The organism is Aeromonas sp. 160P, from assembly GCF_055193095.1.
Genome location: NZ_JBUXKV010000001.1, coordinates 3,816,012 through 3,832,576 on the forward strand (window position 1 = coordinate 3,816,012; position 16,565 = coordinate 3,832,576).

At 60.5% G+C, this 16,565-nt stretch carries 18 protein-coding genes; 12 read left to right on the forward strand and 6 right to left on the reverse strand.

The genetic code is table 11. The annotated features are described in order from the left end of the window. The first annotated feature begins 22 nt into the window (after positions 1-22). From dapE to ACY8FN_RS17720, 5 genes are all read left to right on the forward strand, one after another. Complete coding sequence (gene dapE / locus ACY8FN_RS17700; protein WP_463100747.1) at positions 23-1,150, forward strand: succinyl-diaminopimelate desuccinylase; 1,128 nt, start codon at positions 23-25, stop codon at positions 1,148-1,150. Then, the gene (locus ACY8FN_RS17705; protein WP_463100748.1) at positions 1,147-1,836 is read left to right on the forward strand and encodes a M15 family metallopeptidase; all 690 of its coding nucleotides are present in this window, start codon (positions 1,147-1,149) and stop codon (positions 1,834-1,836) included. The genes dapE and ACY8FN_RS17705 overlap by 4 nt, the downstream gene beginning before the upstream one ends. Beyond that, complete coding sequence (locus ACY8FN_RS17710) at positions 1,833-1,982, forward strand: hypothetical protein (protein ID WP_101324115.1); 150 nt, start codon at positions 1,833-1,835, stop codon at positions 1,980-1,982. Before ACY8FN_RS17705 ends, ACY8FN_RS17710 begins: the two co-directional genes overlap by 4 nt. Before the next feature lie 282 nt (positions 1,983-2,264). Beyond that, positions 2,265-3,992 carry a potassium/proton antiporter gene (locus ACY8FN_RS17715; RefSeq protein ID WP_101315423.1) on the forward strand — a complete coding sequence of 576 codons (1,728 nt, stop codon included), beginning with the start codon at positions 2,265-2,267 and terminating at the stop codon, positions 3,990-3,992. Positions 3,993-4,036: 44 nt separating this feature from the next. Beyond that, positions 4,037-5,140 (forward strand): beta-N-acetylglucosaminidase domain-containing protein, encoded by a 1,104-nt coding sequence (locus tag ACY8FN_RS17720; RefSeq protein WP_463100749.1) that lies wholly within the window; start codon positions 4,037-4,039, stop codon positions 5,138-5,140. A 110-nt stretch (positions 5,141-5,250) separates the two neighbouring features. On the opposite strand, the gene ACY8FN_RS17725 is transcribed toward ACY8FN_RS17720, so the two are convergent. Beyond that, positions 5,251-5,883: a LysE family translocator gene (locus tag ACY8FN_RS17725; protein ID WP_463100750.1), complete on the reverse strand. Its 633-nt coding sequence runs from the start codon at positions 5,881-5,883 to the stop codon at positions 5,251-5,253. Positions 5,884-6,125: 242 nt separating this feature from the next. After that, complete coding sequence (locus tag ACY8FN_RS17730) at positions 6,126-6,329, reverse strand: hypothetical protein (protein WP_463100751.1); 204 nt, start codon at positions 6,327-6,329, stop codon at positions 6,126-6,128. A gap of 70 nt (positions 6,330-6,399) precedes the next feature. On the opposite strand from ACY8FN_RS17730, the gene ACY8FN_RS17735 reads away from it, so the two are divergent. Further along, complete coding sequence (locus tag ACY8FN_RS17735; protein ID WP_463100752.1) at positions 6,400-6,930, forward strand: DUF1523 family protein; 531 nt, start codon at positions 6,400-6,402, stop codon at positions 6,928-6,930. Beyond that, entirely contained in the window at positions 6,927-7,223 is a 297-nt protein-coding gene (locus ACY8FN_RS17740; RefSeq protein WP_463100753.1) for a winged helix-turn-helix domain-containing protein, read from the forward strand. Before ACY8FN_RS17735 ends, ACY8FN_RS17740 begins: the two co-directional genes overlap by 4 nt. 119 nt (positions 7,224-7,342) lie before the next feature. On the opposite strand, the gene ACY8FN_RS17745 is transcribed toward ACY8FN_RS17740, so the two are convergent. Together ACY8FN_RS17745 and rihA are read right to left on the reverse strand one after the other, a co-directional pair. Next, complete coding sequence (locus tag ACY8FN_RS17745) at positions 7,343-7,810, reverse strand: hypothetical protein (RefSeq protein ID WP_463100754.1); 468 nt, start codon at positions 7,808-7,810, stop codon at positions 7,343-7,345. A gap of 33 nt (positions 7,811-7,843) precedes the next feature. Beyond that, positions 7,844-8,779 carry a pyrimidine-specific ribonucleoside hydrolase RihA gene (rihA, locus tag ACY8FN_RS17750; protein WP_463100755.1) on the reverse strand — a complete coding sequence of 312 codons (936 nt, stop codon included), beginning with the start codon at positions 8,777-8,779 and terminating at the stop codon, positions 7,844-7,846. 221 nt (positions 8,780-9,000) lie between these two features. Between rihA and ACY8FN_RS17755 the strand changes: the two genes are divergently transcribed. After that, positions 9,001-9,729, forward strand: coding sequence for an RluA family pseudouridine synthase (locus ACY8FN_RS17755; protein WP_463100756.1), 729 nt, complete (start codon positions 9,001-9,003; stop codon positions 9,727-9,729). Between the two features lie 169 nt (positions 9,730-9,898). Here ACY8FN_RS17755 and udp read toward each other — a convergent pair whose 3' ends face one another. Continuing rightward, the gene (gene udp / locus ACY8FN_RS17760; RefSeq protein ID WP_042018691.1) at positions 9,899-10,654 is read right to left on the reverse strand and encodes a uridine phosphorylase; all 756 of its coding nucleotides are present in this window, start codon (positions 10,652-10,654) and stop codon (positions 9,899-9,901) included. 382 nt (positions 10,655-11,036) lie between these two features. On the opposite strand from udp, the gene yiaY reads away from it, so the two are divergent. From yiaY to ACY8FN_RS17780, 4 genes are all read left to right on the forward strand, one after another. Continuing rightward, the gene (yiaY, locus tag ACY8FN_RS17765) at positions 11,037-12,188 is read left to right on the forward strand and encodes an L-threonine dehydrogenase (RefSeq protein ID WP_463100757.1); all 1,152 of its coding nucleotides are present in this window, start codon (positions 11,037-11,039) and stop codon (positions 12,186-12,188) included. A gap of 113 nt (positions 12,189-12,301) precedes the next feature. Continuing rightward, the gene (locus ACY8FN_RS17770; RefSeq protein ID WP_463100758.1) at positions 12,302-13,264 is read left to right on the forward strand and encodes an IS1595 family transposase; all 963 of its coding nucleotides are present in this window, start codon (positions 12,302-12,304) and stop codon (positions 13,262-13,264) included. 100 nt (positions 13,265-13,364) lie between these two features. Further along, the gene (bamE, locus tag ACY8FN_RS17775) at positions 13,365-13,703 is read left to right on the forward strand and encodes an outer membrane protein assembly factor BamE (protein ID WP_042018688.1); all 339 of its coding nucleotides are present in this window, start codon (positions 13,365-13,367) and stop codon (positions 13,701-13,703) included. Between the two features lie 183 nt (positions 13,704-13,886). Further along, a complete protein-coding gene (locus ACY8FN_RS17780; protein ID WP_463100759.1) occupies positions 13,887-14,516 on the forward strand; it encodes an NAD(P)H-binding protein in 630 nt (209 codons plus the stop codon). Positions 14,517-14,673: 157 nt separating this feature from the next. On the opposite strand, the gene ACY8FN_RS17785 is transcribed toward ACY8FN_RS17780, so the two are convergent. Beyond that, complete coding sequence (locus ACY8FN_RS17785) at positions 14,674-16,368, reverse strand: pyridoxal phosphate-dependent decarboxylase family protein (protein ID WP_463100760.1); 1,695 nt, start codon at positions 16,366-16,368, stop codon at positions 14,674-14,676. Positions 16,369-16,565: the final 197 nt, after the last annotated feature.

The window sequence follows — 16,565 nt, forward strand, 5'->3', positions numbered from 1 at the left end:
ATTTTTCTGTTAAGGACAACTGATGTCGGATGTCATCGCACTGGCCAAGGATTTGATCTGCCGCCCCTCTGTTACCCCGCTGGATGAAGGGTGTCAGACCCTGATGGCGGAGCGCCTCGCCAAGCTCGGGTTCGTCATCGAGCCCATGGTGTTTGAGGACACCACCAACCTCTGGGCCCGCCGTGGCAGCGAGGGGCCGCTGTTCTGCTTCGCCGGGCACACCGACGTGGTGCCCGCTGGGCCACTGGAGAAATGGCACACCCCGCCGTTCGAGCCGACCATCAAGGATGGCATGCTCTACGGCCGTGGCGCTGCCGACATGAAGGGCTCGCTGGCCGCCATGGTGGTGGCGGTCGAGCGCTTCGTGGCCGAGCATCCGGATCACACCGGCTCCATCGCCTTTCTCATCACCTCCGATGAAGAGGGGCCCTTTATCAACGGCACCACCCGGGTGATCGACACCCTGGAGGCCCGTAACGAGAAGATCCGCTGGTGCATCGTCGGCGAGCCCTCCTCCACCGCCGAAGTCGGGGATGTGGTGAAAAACGGCCGACGCGGCTCCATCACCGGCGATCTGCTGGTGCGCGGGGTGCAGGGGCATGTGGCCTATCCCCATCTGGCGGACAACCCCATTCACAAGGCTGCGCCAGCGCTGGCGGAGCTCGCCGCCACCGTGTGGGATGAGGGCAACGCCTACTTCCCCCCCACCAGCTTCCAGATTGCCAACATCTCGGCCGGCACCGGTGCCTCCAACGTCATTCCGGGCGAGCTGCAGGTGCAGTTCAACTTCCGCTTCAGCACCCAACTGACCGACATGGATATCCGCCAGCAGGTCGAAGCGCTGCTGGATAGGCACGGTCTCGATTACCAGCTGGACTGGACCCTCTCTGGCCAGCCGTTCCTCACCGACACCGGGGCGCTGCTCGATGCAGCCGTGGCGGCCATCGAGGCGGTGAACGGCCAGCGACCGGCCCTGCTCACCACTGGCGGCACCTCCGACGGGCGCTTTATCGCCCCCACCGGCGCCGAGGTGATTGAGCTCGGCCCCGTCAACGCCACCATTCACAAGGTGAACGAGTGCGTCAAGGCGGACGATCTGGATCTGCTGGCGGATATGTACCAAGGGGTGCTCGAGAGATTGCTGGCATGACGCAGGAACAACTGATGGGGCTCGACGAGAGCCACCTTATTGTGGTGGGGCGCGGCCCCCATCGTCTGACCGCCGCCACCGCGGCGGCATTCAACGACATGCAGGTGGCGGCCGCCTATGAGGGGTTCAACCTGCAGGCGGCCTCCAGCTGGCGCAGCTTCGAGCGCCAGCTCGCCATCTGGAATGGCAAGTGGCGCGGCGAACGGCCGCTGCTCGATGCCAACAGCCAGCCCATCGACGCCCTGCAGCTGAGCGAGGTGGCGCGGCTGCATGCCATCCTGCGCTGGAGCGCCCTGCCGGGCACCAGTCGCCACCACTGGGGTACCGATCTCGACATCTATGACCCCGACTGTCTGCCCGCCGACACCAAGCTGGCGCTGGAGCCGTGGGAGTATGAAACCGGGGGCTGGTTTGCTGACTTGAGCGAGTGGCTCAGCGATCACATGAGCGACTTTGGCTTTTTCCTCCCTTATGCCAAGCCGGTCGATGCAGGCAGCGGCGTCGCCTACGAGCCCTGGCATATCAGCTTCTCGCTGGAGTCCGATGACCTGCACCTTGATCCTGCTGCGCTGGCGCTTTGTCTGCAACAGGCGGATATTGAAGGCAAGTCGACCATTCTGGCCAACCTGGATGACATTTTGACCCGTTATGTCACCACCTGTCCTGACGAAAGGAAAATCCCATGAATCTCTGGCTGTGGATAGGGTTGCCGCTGCTCTTTCTGCTCGGGCTGTTTCTCAATGCCATCAAGGACATGAAGCGGCTGGAAAAACAGTTGCCCAAGTACAAGGATAAAATCCGCGAAGTGAAGGATGACGAGGACGACTACTGACCCTGCATCACCGGATCTCGCATCACCCCAAGGGGGAGCGCTGGCGCTCCCCTGACCTTTTTCAGTGCCCCCCCACTAGTACCCCATCAACGCGCATCTGCATCCCCTGAGATCGACGCTCCTTTGACTCCTTTTCATTCCGCTCATTGCAGTCAGAATATGGCGCGTCCATGAGGGGAAAAAATGTAAAAAAATGCAAATTGATGCACAAATAAGCCACACGATAGTGCCTAACTGCATATAATGCGCCTACTTTGCACATTACCAGGAAGGAGTTCGCCCTTGGATGCCGCTACCATCAACAGTTTCTTTTTTGTCGCCGCACTGCTAGTGGGTGCCAGCGTCCTGTTGAGCGCCCTCTCTTCCCGCCTCGGTATTCCCATTCTGGTTATCTTCCTCGCCGTCGGCATGCTGGCCGGTGAGGATGGCCCCGGTGGCATCCACTTCGCTGACTACTCCATCGCCTATCTGGTGGGCAACCTGGCGCTCGCCATCATTCTGCTCGACGGCGGCATGCGCACCCGGGTCTCCTCGTTTCGGGTGGCGCTCTGGCCTGCCTTGTCGCTGGCGACGGTCGGGGTAGCGATCACCACCGGCCTGACGGGGCTCGCCGCCGCCTGGCTGTTTGACCTCAACCTGATGCAGGGGATGCTGATCGGCGCCATCGTCGGCTCCACCGATGCGGCGGCGGTCTTCTCCCTGCTCGGCGGGCGCAGCCTCAACGAGCGGGTGAGCGCCACCCTGGAGATAGAGTCCGGTAGCAACGATCCCATGGCGGTGTTTCTCACCGTGACCCTGATCGAAGTACTGGCGACCGCCCAGCAGGGGCTGGATGGTGGCTACCTGTTGCTGCAACTGTTACAGCAGTTTGGCATGGGGGCCGGGATTGGTCTGGCCGGTGGCTGGCTGCTGTGGCGACTGATCAACACTGCCAAGCTGGCTGCAGGTCTCTATCCCTTGCTCACCGTCAGCGGTGGCCTGCTGATCTTCGCCCTCACCACGGCAGTAGGGGGCAGCGGTATTCTCGCCATCTACCTCACCGGTCTGCTGCTCGGCAACCTCTCCCTGCGCAGCCGCAGCACCACCTTGTCAGTGCTCGATGGCCTGACCTGGCTTAGCCAGATCGGCATGTTTCTGGTGCTGGGGCTGCTGGCCACCCCGAGTAATCTGCTGCCCATCGCGCTGCCTGCGCTGGCGCTGGCGATGTGGATGATCCTGATTGCCCGCCCCATCTCGGTGTGGGTCGGCCTGTTGCCATTCAAGAACTTTGCCCCCCGCGAGCGCTGGTTTATCTCCTGGGTCGGCTTGCGCGGCGCGGTGCCGATCATTCTGGCGGTGTTCCCAATGATGGCGGGGCTGCCCAACGCCCAGCTCTACTTCAACGTCGCCTTCTTCGTGGTGCTGGTTTCGCTGATTTTGCAAGGGAGCTCGCTGCCGCTGGCATCTAAACTGGCGCGGGTTGAGGTACCCGCACCGCCCTCGCCCATCAACCGCTCCGGGCTCGAGATCGATCTCGACAGTCAGTGGGAGACCTTCGTCTACCAGCTGGGGGCCGATAAGTGGTGCATCGGCTCGCCACTGCGGGATCTGCAGATGCCCACCGGCACCCGGATCTGCGCCCTGTTTCGTGGCCGCGAGCTGCTTCACCCCTCGGGCAGTACCTGCCTGCAGGCCGATGACATCCTCTGCGTAATTGGCCACGAGCGCGATCTCTCCGCCCTCGGCCAGCTGTTCAGTCAGGCGCCGGAGCAGGATCTCGGCCCCCGCTTCTTCGGTGACTTCCTGCTGGAAGCGGCGGCGCGGCTGGTGGATCTCGCCCCCCTGTACGGGTTGGATGTGAGCGAGGTGGCGGATCAGACACTGGCCGATTTTATTGCCAACCAGTTGGGCGATAATCTGGTGGTCGGTGACAACATCGAATGGCAGGGCCTGATCTGGACCGTGGCCGAAATGGACGAGAGCGTGCCGGGCAAGATCGGGGTGCGCTTTCAGGAAGAGGACCCGGTCTGAGCGACCGTCCCGTATCAAGTCCCCAGCAAGAAGGGAGAAGAGTTATGCCATATCAAAGTTTGCTGTCCGGTTCCCTGCCCCCCGCAGCCAATCTGGGGGTCATTGAGGGCTTTTTTGGCAAGGGATGGAGCTGGCAGGCCCGCGCCCGCTACGCCCAGTGGCTGCCGCGCCACGGTTACGGCTTCTATATCTACGCCCCGAAAGAGGATGGCTATCTGCGCAAGCACTGGGCCCTCCCCTGGCCCGAGCAGCAGCTGGCGGATCTCGCCGAGCTGGCGCGCCAGTGCCGCGCCAACGGGCTCGCCTTCGGGGTGGGCTTAAGCCCCATGGGGGCGCACCACGACTACGATCGCAAGCGCCCGGCGCTGCTTGAAAAAGTGCGTCTTATCGACGAGGTGCTGCAGCCCGATATTCTGGCGGTACTGTTTGACGACATGAAGGGGGATACCCCGGATCTGGCCCGTCACCAGCTCACCATCGCCCACGACATCGCGGCCCACAGCAAGGCGAGCCGCCTCATCTTCTGCCCCAGCTACTACTCGACCGATCCGGTGCTGGAGAAGGTATTCGGCGCCATGCCCCCCCGCTATCTGGAAGAGCTTGGCGAGCAGCTCGACCGCCGCTTCGAGATCTTCTGGACCGGCCCCAAGGTCTGCTCCAGCGAATATCCGGCCAGCCACCTCAAGCAGGTGACCGAACTGCTCGGCCGCAAGCCCTTCCTGTGGGACAACTACCCGGTCAACGATGGCAGCAAGGCCAGCAGCTACCTCCATCTGCGCGCCTTCGAGAACCGCCCCGCCGAGCTGGCGGAGCTGGTCTCTGGCCATGCGATCAACCCGATGAAGCAGGCGGCGCTGTCGGCCCTGCCCCTCGCTACCCTGCCGATGAGCTACCGGCTCGGCAAGCAGTACGATCCCGACAAGGCGCTGCACGCCGCCCTCAACGCCACCTGCGGCCCGCAGATCTCGGCAATGATCGAGGCCGACCTGCCGCTGTTTCAGGATCTGGGGCTGGCGCAGCTCACCCCCGAGCAGATTGCCGCCCTCAAGGCGCGCTACCTGCCGTTTAGGGATCAAGCCTGCGTCGACGAAATCGTGCGCTGGCTGGATGGGCAGTATGTATTCGACCCCGACTGCCTGACCGACTGAACATCGCGACAATCACAGCGAGCAATCTGCAACAGTGCCACCCGAAGGTGGCACTGTTGTTTTATCTGGCCATCTGTTTGATCTGGCCATTGCCTCGCAAGCCGTCTCGCTTACCCGAGCGCCAGCCAGACTCCCACCCCCAGCATCAGGGTACCGGCGATGCGGTTCATCAGGGTGACGTTACCGCTCTTGGCAAGGAAGTGGCGCAAGGTGCGGCCACCGCTGGCGTAGAGCAGCAGGCAGGAGAACTCGATGACCAAAATCAGCGCCACCAGCGCGGTGATCTGCGGCGCCATCGGCATGTCGGCAGAGATAAAGGGGGGCAGCAAGGAGATCATGAAGGCCCACCCCTTGGGGTTGGCGATGGCGGTCAAAAAACCCTGTAGCGCCAGTCCCATGGGGCTGGTCTGCTGACCGGCCGAGAGATCCGCCGGAATGGCCATCTTCCCTTTGGCCTGCCACATCTGGATGCCGAGCCACACCAGATAGGCGCCGCCCACATATTTGAAGGCGGCGAAAATCCCCGGATAGTTGAGCATGATCGCCGCGACCCCGATCACCGACAGCACCGAGACCAGCCCGACTCCGATCAGCTCCCCCCACATCATGTGCAGGGTACGGCGCACGCCGAGACTCATCCCCAGGGTCATCGACAGGGTCATGCACATGCCGGGGGTCACCGAGACAAAGAAAAAGGTCGGAATAAACAGAGCCAGAATGGCCGGATCGATCCAGCTGGACACAACACACCTCCATGGGACGAGAGCGGGGAATAAAGAAAACGGGACAGGAACACATTAATCTGGCCAGTTGTACCACGTACTGACCGGATAAGGCGATCAATCATGCCTAAATGGCTCTGTTCGCACAAGGAAAAACCTTTTCCTCCACATATTTCAGCAATAAAAACTGGTGACCATGCCAGCCGAGCGGTGCCTATCCCAGGTTTGGTTGTGTGGTGCATGGTTGGCAAGCAAGTGCAGCGTCAGAGCGGCCTGGCCACTGTCGTTACCCCCACCAGGTCATTGTGATAGAAAACAAGCTGCAATCCCTGCGCTTCCGGGCTCACATCGACCATCAGCAGATCTCCCGCACCGCGCAAAATAACAGGGCAGAAAATGCCGTCCTGATTGCAGGGACAAAGACTTTGTCTCTGTTTTAAACGCCATTTTTTGGCCAATGGCTCCATAAGGGGCTGGGCTGCTCCACCAAATATCGGTATGGTAGAGGCACGTTACTCCCCCTCACGTGAGCACACCATGAGCCTGAGATTCAAGAAACCCGCCTTTATCGCTTTGGGGCTCATCGCCCTCGTTTCCGCCACCTGGCTCGACTTCTACCTGCCGGAGCACACCATCGCCACCATCACCGGGGTCGAGGTAAAACGAACCGACAAGGATGGCCCCATCAGCCAGAAGAACCCGGCTGACGGCCCGACCACCGATGTTTACTACATCTATACCGAGCGCCCCGGCGAGAAGATCCGGGTGTTCCGCAATGAAGATACCGAGTGGGGCTGGCCGCCTTACTTCAAGTTCAATGCCGCCGATGTGCAGGCCAAAGCCAAGTCGATGGAGTTCGAGAAGCGTCTGGCCATCATCACCTCCTACGGCTGGCGCGTGAACATGTTCTCCCTGTTCCCCAACGTCACCAAGATCGAGAGCACCGCGCCTGATGCCTCCACCTGGAGCTTCTTCCGCTGGTTCTGGTTCGGCCTCTGGGCACTGGTAATGGGCAAAGCGGCCATTGCGACCTGGCGCTACTTCGATCGTCTTGAGGACGAGATATGAGTGAGCCGAGCAAAACCCGCACCAGTTTCTACCGGCGGCTCTACGTGGCCTGGTTGATCAGCCAGGGCACGGATACGGTGCCCGCCATCATGGAGGCGACCGGCATGCCACGCCGCACTGCGCAAGATACCCTGAGCGCGCTGGCCGAACTCGATATCAGCTGCGCCTTCGAGCAGACCGAGGGGGCGCGCCACCTGCAGGGGCACTACCACATCAGCGACTGGGGCCCCATCAACCCGGCATGGATCAAGGCCCAGCTGCTGCTTATCAAAGAGACGCTGAGCTACCCCTAAGCCGAGCACCGCTCTGCAATAACACTCTGCACTAAATAAATAGAGGGGCCAGCCGACAAGGCTGGCCCCTCTATTTTCAGGCTGCGTGGATGACTGGGTAATAAGATGATTGGCCGCCCCTACTCGGGCATGGCCGAATCCTGCAGCTCCTCGTCGGACTCCCCCCTGGTGCAATCGATGATGGAGCGCTTGGGGTTGTTGGGGTCACGCAGCAGCAGGGGCGCGATCCCCTCGTCATGCTTCTGCTCGTCAGTAAACTCGCTGCCGTAGGCGTTGTGGGTCAACCGGCGTGCGTTGGCGATGGGGGTATCGACAAACAGGGCGTGCACCTCGAAGCTTGCGGCCGGCACGATAAAGCCGACCACCGGCAGGCCGTGAAGCTCCTCGTGCACCTTGTACCAGGCAAAGCCGTCGCTCACCTTGTAGGGGGTGTAGTTGGCCAACTGTAGATTGGCGGCCCTGCCCGTCTCATCTACATAGAGATCGGTAAATTCACAGCTCGCCAGCCCCTGCCACATCCGCTCGAATGGCGTTGCACAGCCCGTCAGTTGCAACCCGGCCAGCAGCACCAAGCCTCTCTTCCACATTCCCCGCCCCTTCTTGCAAAAATGAACCGGCGCTCAGTCAAACGCCCGCAGCCGCGTCACCAGCAGATCGATAAAGCCCGGACGATCCAGCCCCAGCAGCACCAACGCATTGGCTGGCTTGCCGGTCAGACCGTAACGATCCACCACCGTCATGCCGGTAGTATGCGTGCCTACGGTCTCGATATCGACCCGACACTCCACACCGTGAAACAGCTCGGGAGCCAACAACCAGGCAATGGTACAGGGGTCGTGGAGCGGTGCACCAGCAAATCCCCACTTGGGATCCCGGTGGTAGATCATGAAAAAGTCGAGCAGCCCGGCGACGCACTGGGCCACCGGATTGGTGATGGCGCGCACCCGCTCGATATCCTCGTCCATCACCTGCGCCTCATGGGTCACATCGAGGCCGCACATGGTGATGGGAATACCTGACTTGAACACCATATCGGCCGCTTCCGGGTCGACATAAATATTGAATTCCGCCGCCGGGGTCCAGTTACCCGCCCCTGCAGCGCCCCCCATCAATACGATGCGGGCAATCTTGGGTTTGAGCTCCGGGTGGGCCGCCAGCAGCAGGGCGATATTGGTCAGCGGCCCGGTCGGCACCAGAGTCACCGGTTCCGGGCTCTCGCGTAGGCACTTAGCCATTAGCTCGATCCCCGTCATCGCCTGCGGTGCAAAGGCGGGATCCGGCAGTTTGGGGCCATCGAGCCCTGACTCGCCGTGAACGTTGTCGGCGATAATCAGCTCGCGGGCCAGCGGCTTCGGCGCCCCCGCCGCCACCGGAATGTCGTCCCGCCCCAGCAGGGTGAGGATGCGCAGGGCATTATTGAGAGTCTTGTCCGGCGTCTGGTTGCCCGCGCTGGTGGTAACCGCCAGCACCTTAAGTTCAGGGCTGGCCAGCGCCAGAATGAGGGCGATGGCGTCGTCGTGGCCGGGATCACAATCGAGAATAACGGGCAGTGCCATGGAAAGAGTCCTTACAACATAACAGGGAGCCATACCTTAACAAGCAAGCCCCGGATGAACTCGGGAAGGGGTCACAAAACGGGGCCTTGTTGGTGACCAGAGCGGCTTGTACTGCACACAGCTGCGCTCAAAGCGGCTCATTATCAAGAGGTTGTGTGGCGCATCCCGTTCATTTTCCGAGGCAGCGCAGCGCCCATTCGCCCGGCCGCGCCGGTTCGGGTATGATCGCCCCCCGTTTCCAGCCCGTGCCCCCTATGTCCGTTATCGTCGACACCTTTATCGCCCCACCCTGCAGTGCCGCCATCGAGATCCTGTTTGAGGATGAACAGCTGCTGCTGATCAACAAGCCAAGCGGCCTGCTGAGCCTCTCGGGCAAGAACCCGCAGAACCTCGACTCGGTGCATTATCGACTGGTGCAGGATCACCCCGGCTGCACCCTGGTGCATCGCCTCGACTTCGGTACCTCGGGCATCATGGTGGTGGCCAGAAACAAGGCCATCAATGCCCTGCTCTGCCAGCAGTTCAGTCAGCGGGCGGTGAGCAAGGCCTACAGCGCCCTGCTCTGCGGTCATCTGATTGACGACGAAGGAGTTATCGACGCCCCTATCGCCAAGGATCCGGCAATTTTCCCGCTGATGAAGATCTGCGCCGCCAGCGGCAAACCCGCCCGCTCCCGCTATCGGGTGATTGAGCGGTTGACGCAGCAGATGCAGGGTCAGGCAGTGCCACTGACCCGGGTGCGGCTGGTGCCTGAGACCGGCCGCACTCATCAACTGCGCATCCACAGCCAGTTGCTGGGCTACCCCATTCTCGGTTGCGATCTCTATGGCGGCCTGCTGCTGCCTGGCTGCGAACAGGCACCGCGGCTGATGCTGCACGCCAGCGAGCTGGATTTTACTCATCCGGTGAGCGGCGAGCCGATGCAGATCCGCTGTGCCGCGCCTTTTTAGGGGCAATCAGTAGAGGCCTCCTGTAGATGGCAATAGACGCGAGTGCGGCGGGATCAGTGAAAGGGGTGACGGAAGAGAAAAAGGGGCAAACGGCGGATAAAGATAGGGGCCGCGCTTTCGCAACGGCCCCCACCCCCCACTCGGTGCTCTTGTAACAAGAGCTCTGCTATCAGATCAGCTTGCGGGCAGCGCCCAGTACGATCTTGATGGCATCAGATTCGGTTTTCGCCATGGTCTCGGCGTTCGGAATTTCCTGCTGGGTGCGGTTGACGATAACGCCAGCCACCATACCGGCACGCAGGCCCTGGCTGGTGCACATGGTCAGCAAGGTGGCAGATTCCATCTCATAGTTCAGCACGCCCATGGCTTGCCACTCTTTCATGGAACCCTGGAAACGGCTCACTACACGGCCGGATACGGTGTCGTAACGCTCCTGACCCGGGTAGAAGGTATCGGAAGAGGCAGTCACACCGATATGCAGCTTGGAGCCCATCTCTTTGGCGGTGTTGACCAGCGCTGTGGTGCAGTCGAAGTCGGCAACCGCCGGGAACTCCATCGGTGCGAAGTGCAGGCTGGCACCGTCAAGGCGCACGGAACCGGTAGTCACAATCACGTCACCCACGTTCAGGTGCGGCTGGATGGCGCCGGTGGTGCCGATACGCAGGAAGGTGTTGATACCCAACTGGGCCAGCTCTTCTACCGCGATGGAGGTGGACGGGCCACCGATACCGGTAGAGCAGATGATCACGGCCTTGCCGTCCATCTCGCCGCGCCAGGAAGTGAATTCACGATGGCTGGCCAGGTGCACCGGGTTATCCAGCATCTCTGCGATGCGCTTGACGCGCTCGGGGTCACCGGGGACGATCGCCAGGGTGGCGCCTTGCAGATCCGCTTTCTTCAAACCCAAGTGAAATACATCAGACATATTGGACTCCTGGTTGCCCCCTGCCAGCATGGTCAGGGCGCAAGTTAAGATGATTCTTTATGATACTTTCAAGCCTTTACCCCCCTCTTTGGGGAGGCGCCAACTATGGTCGAAAGCGCTTTCCAATTCCTTGAAGCGCCTCACACTTCCACGCATTGACAGTCACAAATTCCGCGCAAAACGTTTGCTAACCCAATGAAATAATTGACAAACGTTTTTCTGAGAAGTGAACAGGAAGCGGGAAAGTCAAGTCTGGTTCAACGCTTAATTAGCGACTCGTGATCGACCCCGTAAAGTTGTAAACAAGATGCTTTTGTATCCCACCCATGATGGTAACTTAGCCCTCAATTACCACTAAATGGCTAACTATAGGGAGTCCATCATGGCTACATTCAAGTTCTATATTCCTGCAATCAACCTGATGGGTGCCGGTTGTCTGCAAGAGGCTGCCGCCGATATCAAGGGTTACGGCTATCGCAAGGCGTTGATCGTTACCGACAAGATCCTCAACCAGATCGGCGTAGTCGCCAAGCTCACCACCCTGCTGGCTGAACATAGCATTGAGAGCGTGGTGTTCGATGAAACCAAGCCGAACCCCACCATGACCAACGTCGAAGCGGGTCTGGCCATGATCAAGGCCAACGGCTGCGACTGCGTCATCTCGCTGGGCGGCGGCTCGCCCCATGACTGCGCCAAGGGCATCGCCCTGGTTGCCGCCAACGGTGGCAGCATCAAGGATTACGAAGGGGTGGATCGCTCCGCCAAGCCGCAGCTGCCGCTCATCGCCATCAACACCACCGCCGGTACCGCCTCCGAGATGACCCGCTTCTGCATCATCACCGACGAAGCCCGCCACGTGAAAATGGCCATCATCGACAAGCACGTCACCCCGCTGATGTCGGTCAACGATCCCGAGCTGATGCTGGCCAAACCGGCCGGTCTCACTGCCGCCACCGGTATGGATGCCCTGACCCACGCCATCGAGGCTTATGTCTCCGTCATCGCCACCCCGGTGACCGATGCCAGCGCCGTGATGGCCATCGAGCTGGTTGCAAAGCACCTGCGCACCGCCGTCAACCACGGCGATGATCTGCATGCCCGCGAGCAGATGGCCTATGCCCAGTTCCTGGCCGGCATGGCCTTCAACAACGCCAGCCTGGGTTACGTACACGCCATGGCCCACCAGCTGGGCGGTTTCTACGACCTGCCCCACGGTGTCTGCAACGCCGTGCTGCTGCCCCATGTTCAGGCCTACAACGCCCAGGTGAGCGCAGCCCGCCTGAAAGAGGTGGCCCGCTACATGGGTGTTGATGTCAGCGCCATGAACGACGAGCAGGGCGCCGCCGCCGCCATTGCCGCCATCAAGCAGCTGGCGCTGGATGTGAAGATCCCGGCCGGTCTGGAGCAGCTCGGCGTCAAAGCCGATGACTTCGATACCCTGGCCAGCAACGCCCTGAAAGATGCCTGCGGCTTCACCAACCCGAAACAGGCCAGCCACGAAGAGATCGTCGCCATCTTCCGCACCGCCATGTAATGGTTGCCTAATTGCCGATAAGGGTCGCACTGCGACCCTTTTTATTGGCTCTGTCCCAATTATGTGTTGAAAGGCTAAGCTTGAAGTAGGCCATCACCTTGAGGTCTACCATCATGGATACCCCAGCCTTTCAACACCTGTTGTCTCTGTTTCCACAACTTACCCTGCGCCAACGCCGTGTTGCCCGGCAGGAACTCTCTGCTCCACACGCCATTACCTCCTTGAACTCCCAGTTACCTGCATGCAGTGGTTGCCCACATTGTCAGGCCGATGCCAATCAGTTGGCTCCCTGGGGATGGAGTCGGGAACTACGTCGCTACCGTTGCAAACTGTGTCTGCGCACCAGCACCGTGCTGACCAAGACCCCCTTGGCCAGATTACGTAAAGCCCAATGCTGGGAAGACTACGCGCAAGCCCTCATTGAAGGACTGACTGTCCGCCGGGCCGCTCTGCGTTGCGGGGTCAGCAAAAACACTGCCTTCCTCTGGCGTCACCGCTTCTTGCGTGCGATGGCCGCCCATCAAGCCACACGGGAAGAGGGTATCGTTGAGGTCGATGAGACCTTCTTCCTCGAATCGTTCAAGGGGCAACGGGGACTGCCGCGTCCGGCACGGCATCGCGGTGGTAAAGGGCGAACCCGGGGAACCGGGCCGGATTACATCCCGGTGATGGTGGTGCAAGACCGTGCTGGCCATCATGCGGATTTTCAGTTAGAGCAGATGAATGCCGAAACAGTTATCGCGGTCTTGAAGCCCCTTGTCTCGCCGGATGCCGTGCTGTGTAGCGATGGTGCGGGCGTGTATGCCAGTTTCAGTAAAGTGCAGGGCGTGACTCATCAAGTAGTGCGCAATCGTCAGGGTGAGCGGGTGGTAGGAGCATTCCACATTCAACATGTAAACGGCTATCACCATCGATTGAAAGAATGGATGGTGCGCTTTCATGGCGTGGCAACTCATTATCTGAGGAATTATCTGGGTTGGCGCAGGATGCTGGAGCGTTACGGGAAGGGAGTGAATATCAAAGCGTGTCTGCATGAGGCGCTGGGGCACCCCATGCAACACGTAATTGGGACATAGCCTTTTTATTGGCTGATGGATCAATGGCTTTTTACTTCCGTGGAGGGAGTCGGTATGATTTGCCGAGCCAAAAAGACTGTATGGATGATCTGAACTCGATATGCGGATGAAACACCTGATTGCCGCGGCTTTGACCGCCCTCACCCTCTCCGGTTGCAGCCTGGTCTATCGCATTGATATTCCTCAGGGCAACTATGTGGAACAAAAACAGGTCGACAAACTGCGCCAGGGGATGACCCGCGAGCAGGTCAGCTATGTGCTGGGCAGCCCCATGCTGCGCGACGGCTTTGACCCCAACAGCTGGTACTACCTCTATGAATTCCAGCCGGGCCACGGCGACAAGGAGCGTAAAGAGCTCACCGTCACCTTTGCCAATGAGCGGCTCACCACGGTGACGGGTGACTTCCCGCTGCCAGCGGCCTTCAATACCCCGCTCTGATATCCCGCAAAACCGGCCTAGCGCCGGTTTTGTTTTATCCAGCCCCTGCGCTATGTATCCTGCCCGTTATCTTGTCAGACGATGCTGTGTCATCTCCCCCCATTGCAGCGGCCCGCAAATTGACTGATGCTGATGAGCAGCCACCATGGCATCAACACCATCGAATGAAACAGGGAGAAAACCATGAGCCGGATCCTGATTGCTGGCGCCAGCGGCCTTATTGGTCGTGAGCTGGTGCAACAACTGCCTGCCGAACATGAACTGACCCTGCTCTGTCGCAAGCCGGGCAAGGAGGCGCACCATTGGCTGCCGGTCAATTTTGATGATCTGGTCAGCGTCACCCTCTCCCGTCCGGTGGATATCGCCTTCTGCGCGCTCGGCACCACCCGCAAGGAGGCAGGCTCTGCCGAGGCATTTCGCCGAGTCGATCTCGACTATGTGCTCGCCTTTGCCGAACTGGCCCGTCGCCACGGTTGTCAGCGGCTGATCGTGGTCTCGAGCATGGGGGCCAAAGCAAGCTCTCCGGCCCTCTATCCGCGTACCAAAGGGGAGATGGAGCAGGCCCTGCTGGCCCAATCCTGGCCGCGGCTCGCCATCGTGCGGCCAGCCATGCTGCTGGGGGATCGCCAGCCACCGCGCCTCTCTGAGCAGATCTTTCAGACCATCTACCCGCTGTTTCGGCCGCTACTGGTGGGCAAGCTCGCCCGCTGGCGCGCCATTGAGGCCCAGCAGGTGGCCCGCGCCATGATCGCCCTCTCGAAACTGCCCGCTGGGTGCGAGATTGTCGAGAACGAGCAACTGCTGGCCCTCTGAACCCCGCCCTCCCCACCGCTTTCGCACCGTCAGCACCACAGCCGTAAAAACAGCAGGGCAAGCCAACCGGCTTGCCCTTTGTTTATCTTGTTGGCCAGACACCCCCTAACCACCACTGGCCACTATTGACCGAGCTCGGCAGTCAGGGCGAGCGGCATCAACCGCGAATATGGTCGATAAAGGCGTCGATCTGCTCGCGGGTGCAGGCGGGGTTCATAAAGACCGCTTTTTCGCCAGCGATGTAGGCGTATTTGCCGCGGGCGTCGTAGTCGGAGTGGGCCACCGCCTCCACCCAGTTGGTATAGAGCCCCACCTTGCCGCGCCCCTTGAACTGGCTGCGGTGGTAGTCGGTGTTGCGCTGCAAGCGAGCCTTGTAGGCGGGATCGCTGGAGCGGGCCAGCTCGAAGGCGAACTCGGCCTCCGGATCGCTCACCCACTCGGGGTTGTAGATCTTGAAGCCGACGCTCGGCCCCTGATTCTCCTGCGCAACCAGCTTGACATTGCCGAGCTGGCTTAACCGGAAGCGGAAGTAGTTGGCATTTTGCAGGCAGTGGGCCAGCACGGTGCGATACCCCTCGACCCCCATGTAGTTGAGCGCGGCATAGGCACCGAACAAGCCGCTCGCACCGCGAGAGCACTCGATGGTGGATTGCAGGTGGGTCTGGCCCTGAATGTCCCGCTCGAAGTAGGAGAAGTTCTCCGGGTCATTCTCCATCGCCTTGAGATCGTTCTGCTCCTTGATCATCACCAGACTGGAGGTGTAGGGCACATAGCCCCACTTCTGGAAGTCGACGGTGAACGAGTCGGCATATTTGAGCTCGGCAAAGCGCGCCACGTTGCGCTCGATGCCCGCCAAAGTCGCGCTGTTGATGGCGAGCGGGTTGGCGACAAAGTCGTAATCGAGGAAGAATATCATCGACCAGCCGATGGCGGCATCGACGTGGATATGGGGCTTGACCGCCACCTCGAACTGCTCGCAGAGGCGATTGCGCAGCTCGAACACCGGCTTGACCTGATCCACCCCGAAGGTGTCGGTGGTGCCCATGGTGAGCATGATGGTGGGCACCACATGTTTCAGGGCAAAGCAGGCGGTCAGGGTGCGCTCAAGGTGGTCGAGATCTATGTCGTTGTTCTCGCCGACCTGAATGCGGATGGTCTTGTTCTCGATATCGACTCCGAGCAGGGAGAGGTTGGTGATGTTGGAGTAGTGACCGCCCTGGGAGTTGATAATGCGGTAATCCTGATAGTGGCCGAGCCCCTTGTGCTTGGCCTCCGGCAGGCTTTTGCGAATGCCGAGCAGGTAGCCATAGAGGTTACAAAAAGTCCCCCCCTGGGTGAAGATGCCGGTGGCACGCTCGGGGTCATAACCCGCCAGCAGCGCAATCTGGCGCACTACTTTCTTCTCCAGCTCCTCGGCCACCCCGGCATATTCGGAGTAGACCAGATTGGGGTTGGCCAGAATGCCCAGCTGGGCGCCGTAGATGGCGGGATCGGCCGACATGGTGATGACGTTCTCGACGCTGGAGGGGTTCTCCCAATCCTTCGACAGCGCGCCGGCAAACAGCAGTTCAGCCATCGGCTCGCCCGGAGTGCGCATGGTGGCGGGCACCGGCATGGTCTCGCAGAGATCGGCAAGGCGGGCGCGGCCATCTGGCCAGGCGTTCAGGCGGGCATCCGGGGCCAGACTACGGGCCCGAAATTCATTGAGGGTGGCAAATCCGGGTTCGCGAAAAACGGGCCAGAGATCGGGATTACGCGAGAAAAAGTTGGCTTTGACTGTGGCGAAACGGGCGGAGAAATCGGGGTGGACGGCATTGACGCTTTCGTCTTGAAGATAAACTAAGTCACTCATTTTTATACCATTAATACAGCAAATGTGCGGCCGTTATACCCCTGTGCCAGAGGGGCCGACAGCGACAATATCTAATGGCCTCCCCTACTTTTAGTCATGTATCAGCCATGACAAGGGCTAGCAAAAAGGCGCCTTTTAGGCACCTCTTTATATTTCGTGATCTTGCTCGCAGCCAGGCTGACAGAGTCCTTACTACC

Coding starts and splice junctions, on each gene's coding strand:
- bamE (WP_042018688.1), top strand. CDS start 13,365: ATGCGGATGAAACACCTGATTGCCGCGGCTTTGACCGCCCTCACCCTC.
- ACY8FN_RS17755 (WP_463100756.1), top strand. CDS start 9,001: ATGATCGCCCCCCGTTTCCAGCCCGTGCCCCCTATGTCCGTTATCGTC.
- ACY8FN_RS17730 (WP_463100751.1), bottom strand. CDS start 6,329: ATGGAGCCATTGGCCAAAAAATGGCGTTTAAAACAGAGACAAAGTCTT.
- rihA (WP_463100755.1), bottom strand. CDS start 8,779: ATGGCACTGCCCGTTATTCTCGATTGTGATCCCGGCCACGACGACGCC.
- ACY8FN_RS17780 (WP_463100759.1), top strand. CDS start 13,887: ATGAGCCGGATCCTGATTGCTGGCGCCAGCGGCCTTATTGGTCGTGAG.
- ACY8FN_RS17735 (WP_463100752.1), top strand. CDS start 6,400: ATGAGCCTGAGATTCAAGAAACCCGCCTTTATCGCTTTGGGGCTCATC.
- yiaY (WP_463100757.1), top strand. CDS start 11,037: ATGGCTACATTCAAGTTCTATATTCCTGCAATCAACCTGATGGGTGCC.
- ACY8FN_RS17770 (WP_463100758.1), top strand. CDS start 12,302: ATGGATACCCCAGCCTTTCAACACCTGTTGTCTCTGTTTCCACAACTT.
- ACY8FN_RS17745 (WP_463100754.1), bottom strand. CDS start 7,810: ATGTGGAAGAGAGGCTTGGTGCTGCTGGCCGGGTTGCAACTGACGGGC.
- ACY8FN_RS17710 (WP_101324115.1), top strand. CDS start 1,833: ATGAATCTCTGGCTGTGGATAGGGTTGCCGCTGCTCTTTCTGCTCGGG.
- dapE (WP_463100747.1), top strand. CDS start 23: ATGTCGGATGTCATCGCACTGGCCAAGGATTTGATCTGCCGCCCCTCT.
- udp (WP_042018691.1), bottom strand. CDS start 10,654: ATGTCTGATGTATTTCACTTGGGTTTGAAGAAAGCGGATCTGCAAGGC.
- ACY8FN_RS17785 (WP_463100760.1), bottom strand. CDS start 16,368: ATGAGTGACTTAGTTTATCTTCAAGACGAAAGCGTCAATGCCGTCCAC.
- ACY8FN_RS17720 (WP_463100749.1), top strand. CDS start 4,037: ATGCCATATCAAAGTTTGCTGTCCGGTTCCCTGCCCCCCGCAGCCAAT.
- ACY8FN_RS17705 (WP_463100748.1), top strand. CDS start 1,147: ATGACGCAGGAACAACTGATGGGGCTCGACGAGAGCCACCTTATTGTG.
- ACY8FN_RS17740 (WP_463100753.1), top strand. CDS start 6,927: ATGAGTGAGCCGAGCAAAACCCGCACCAGTTTCTACCGGCGGCTCTAC.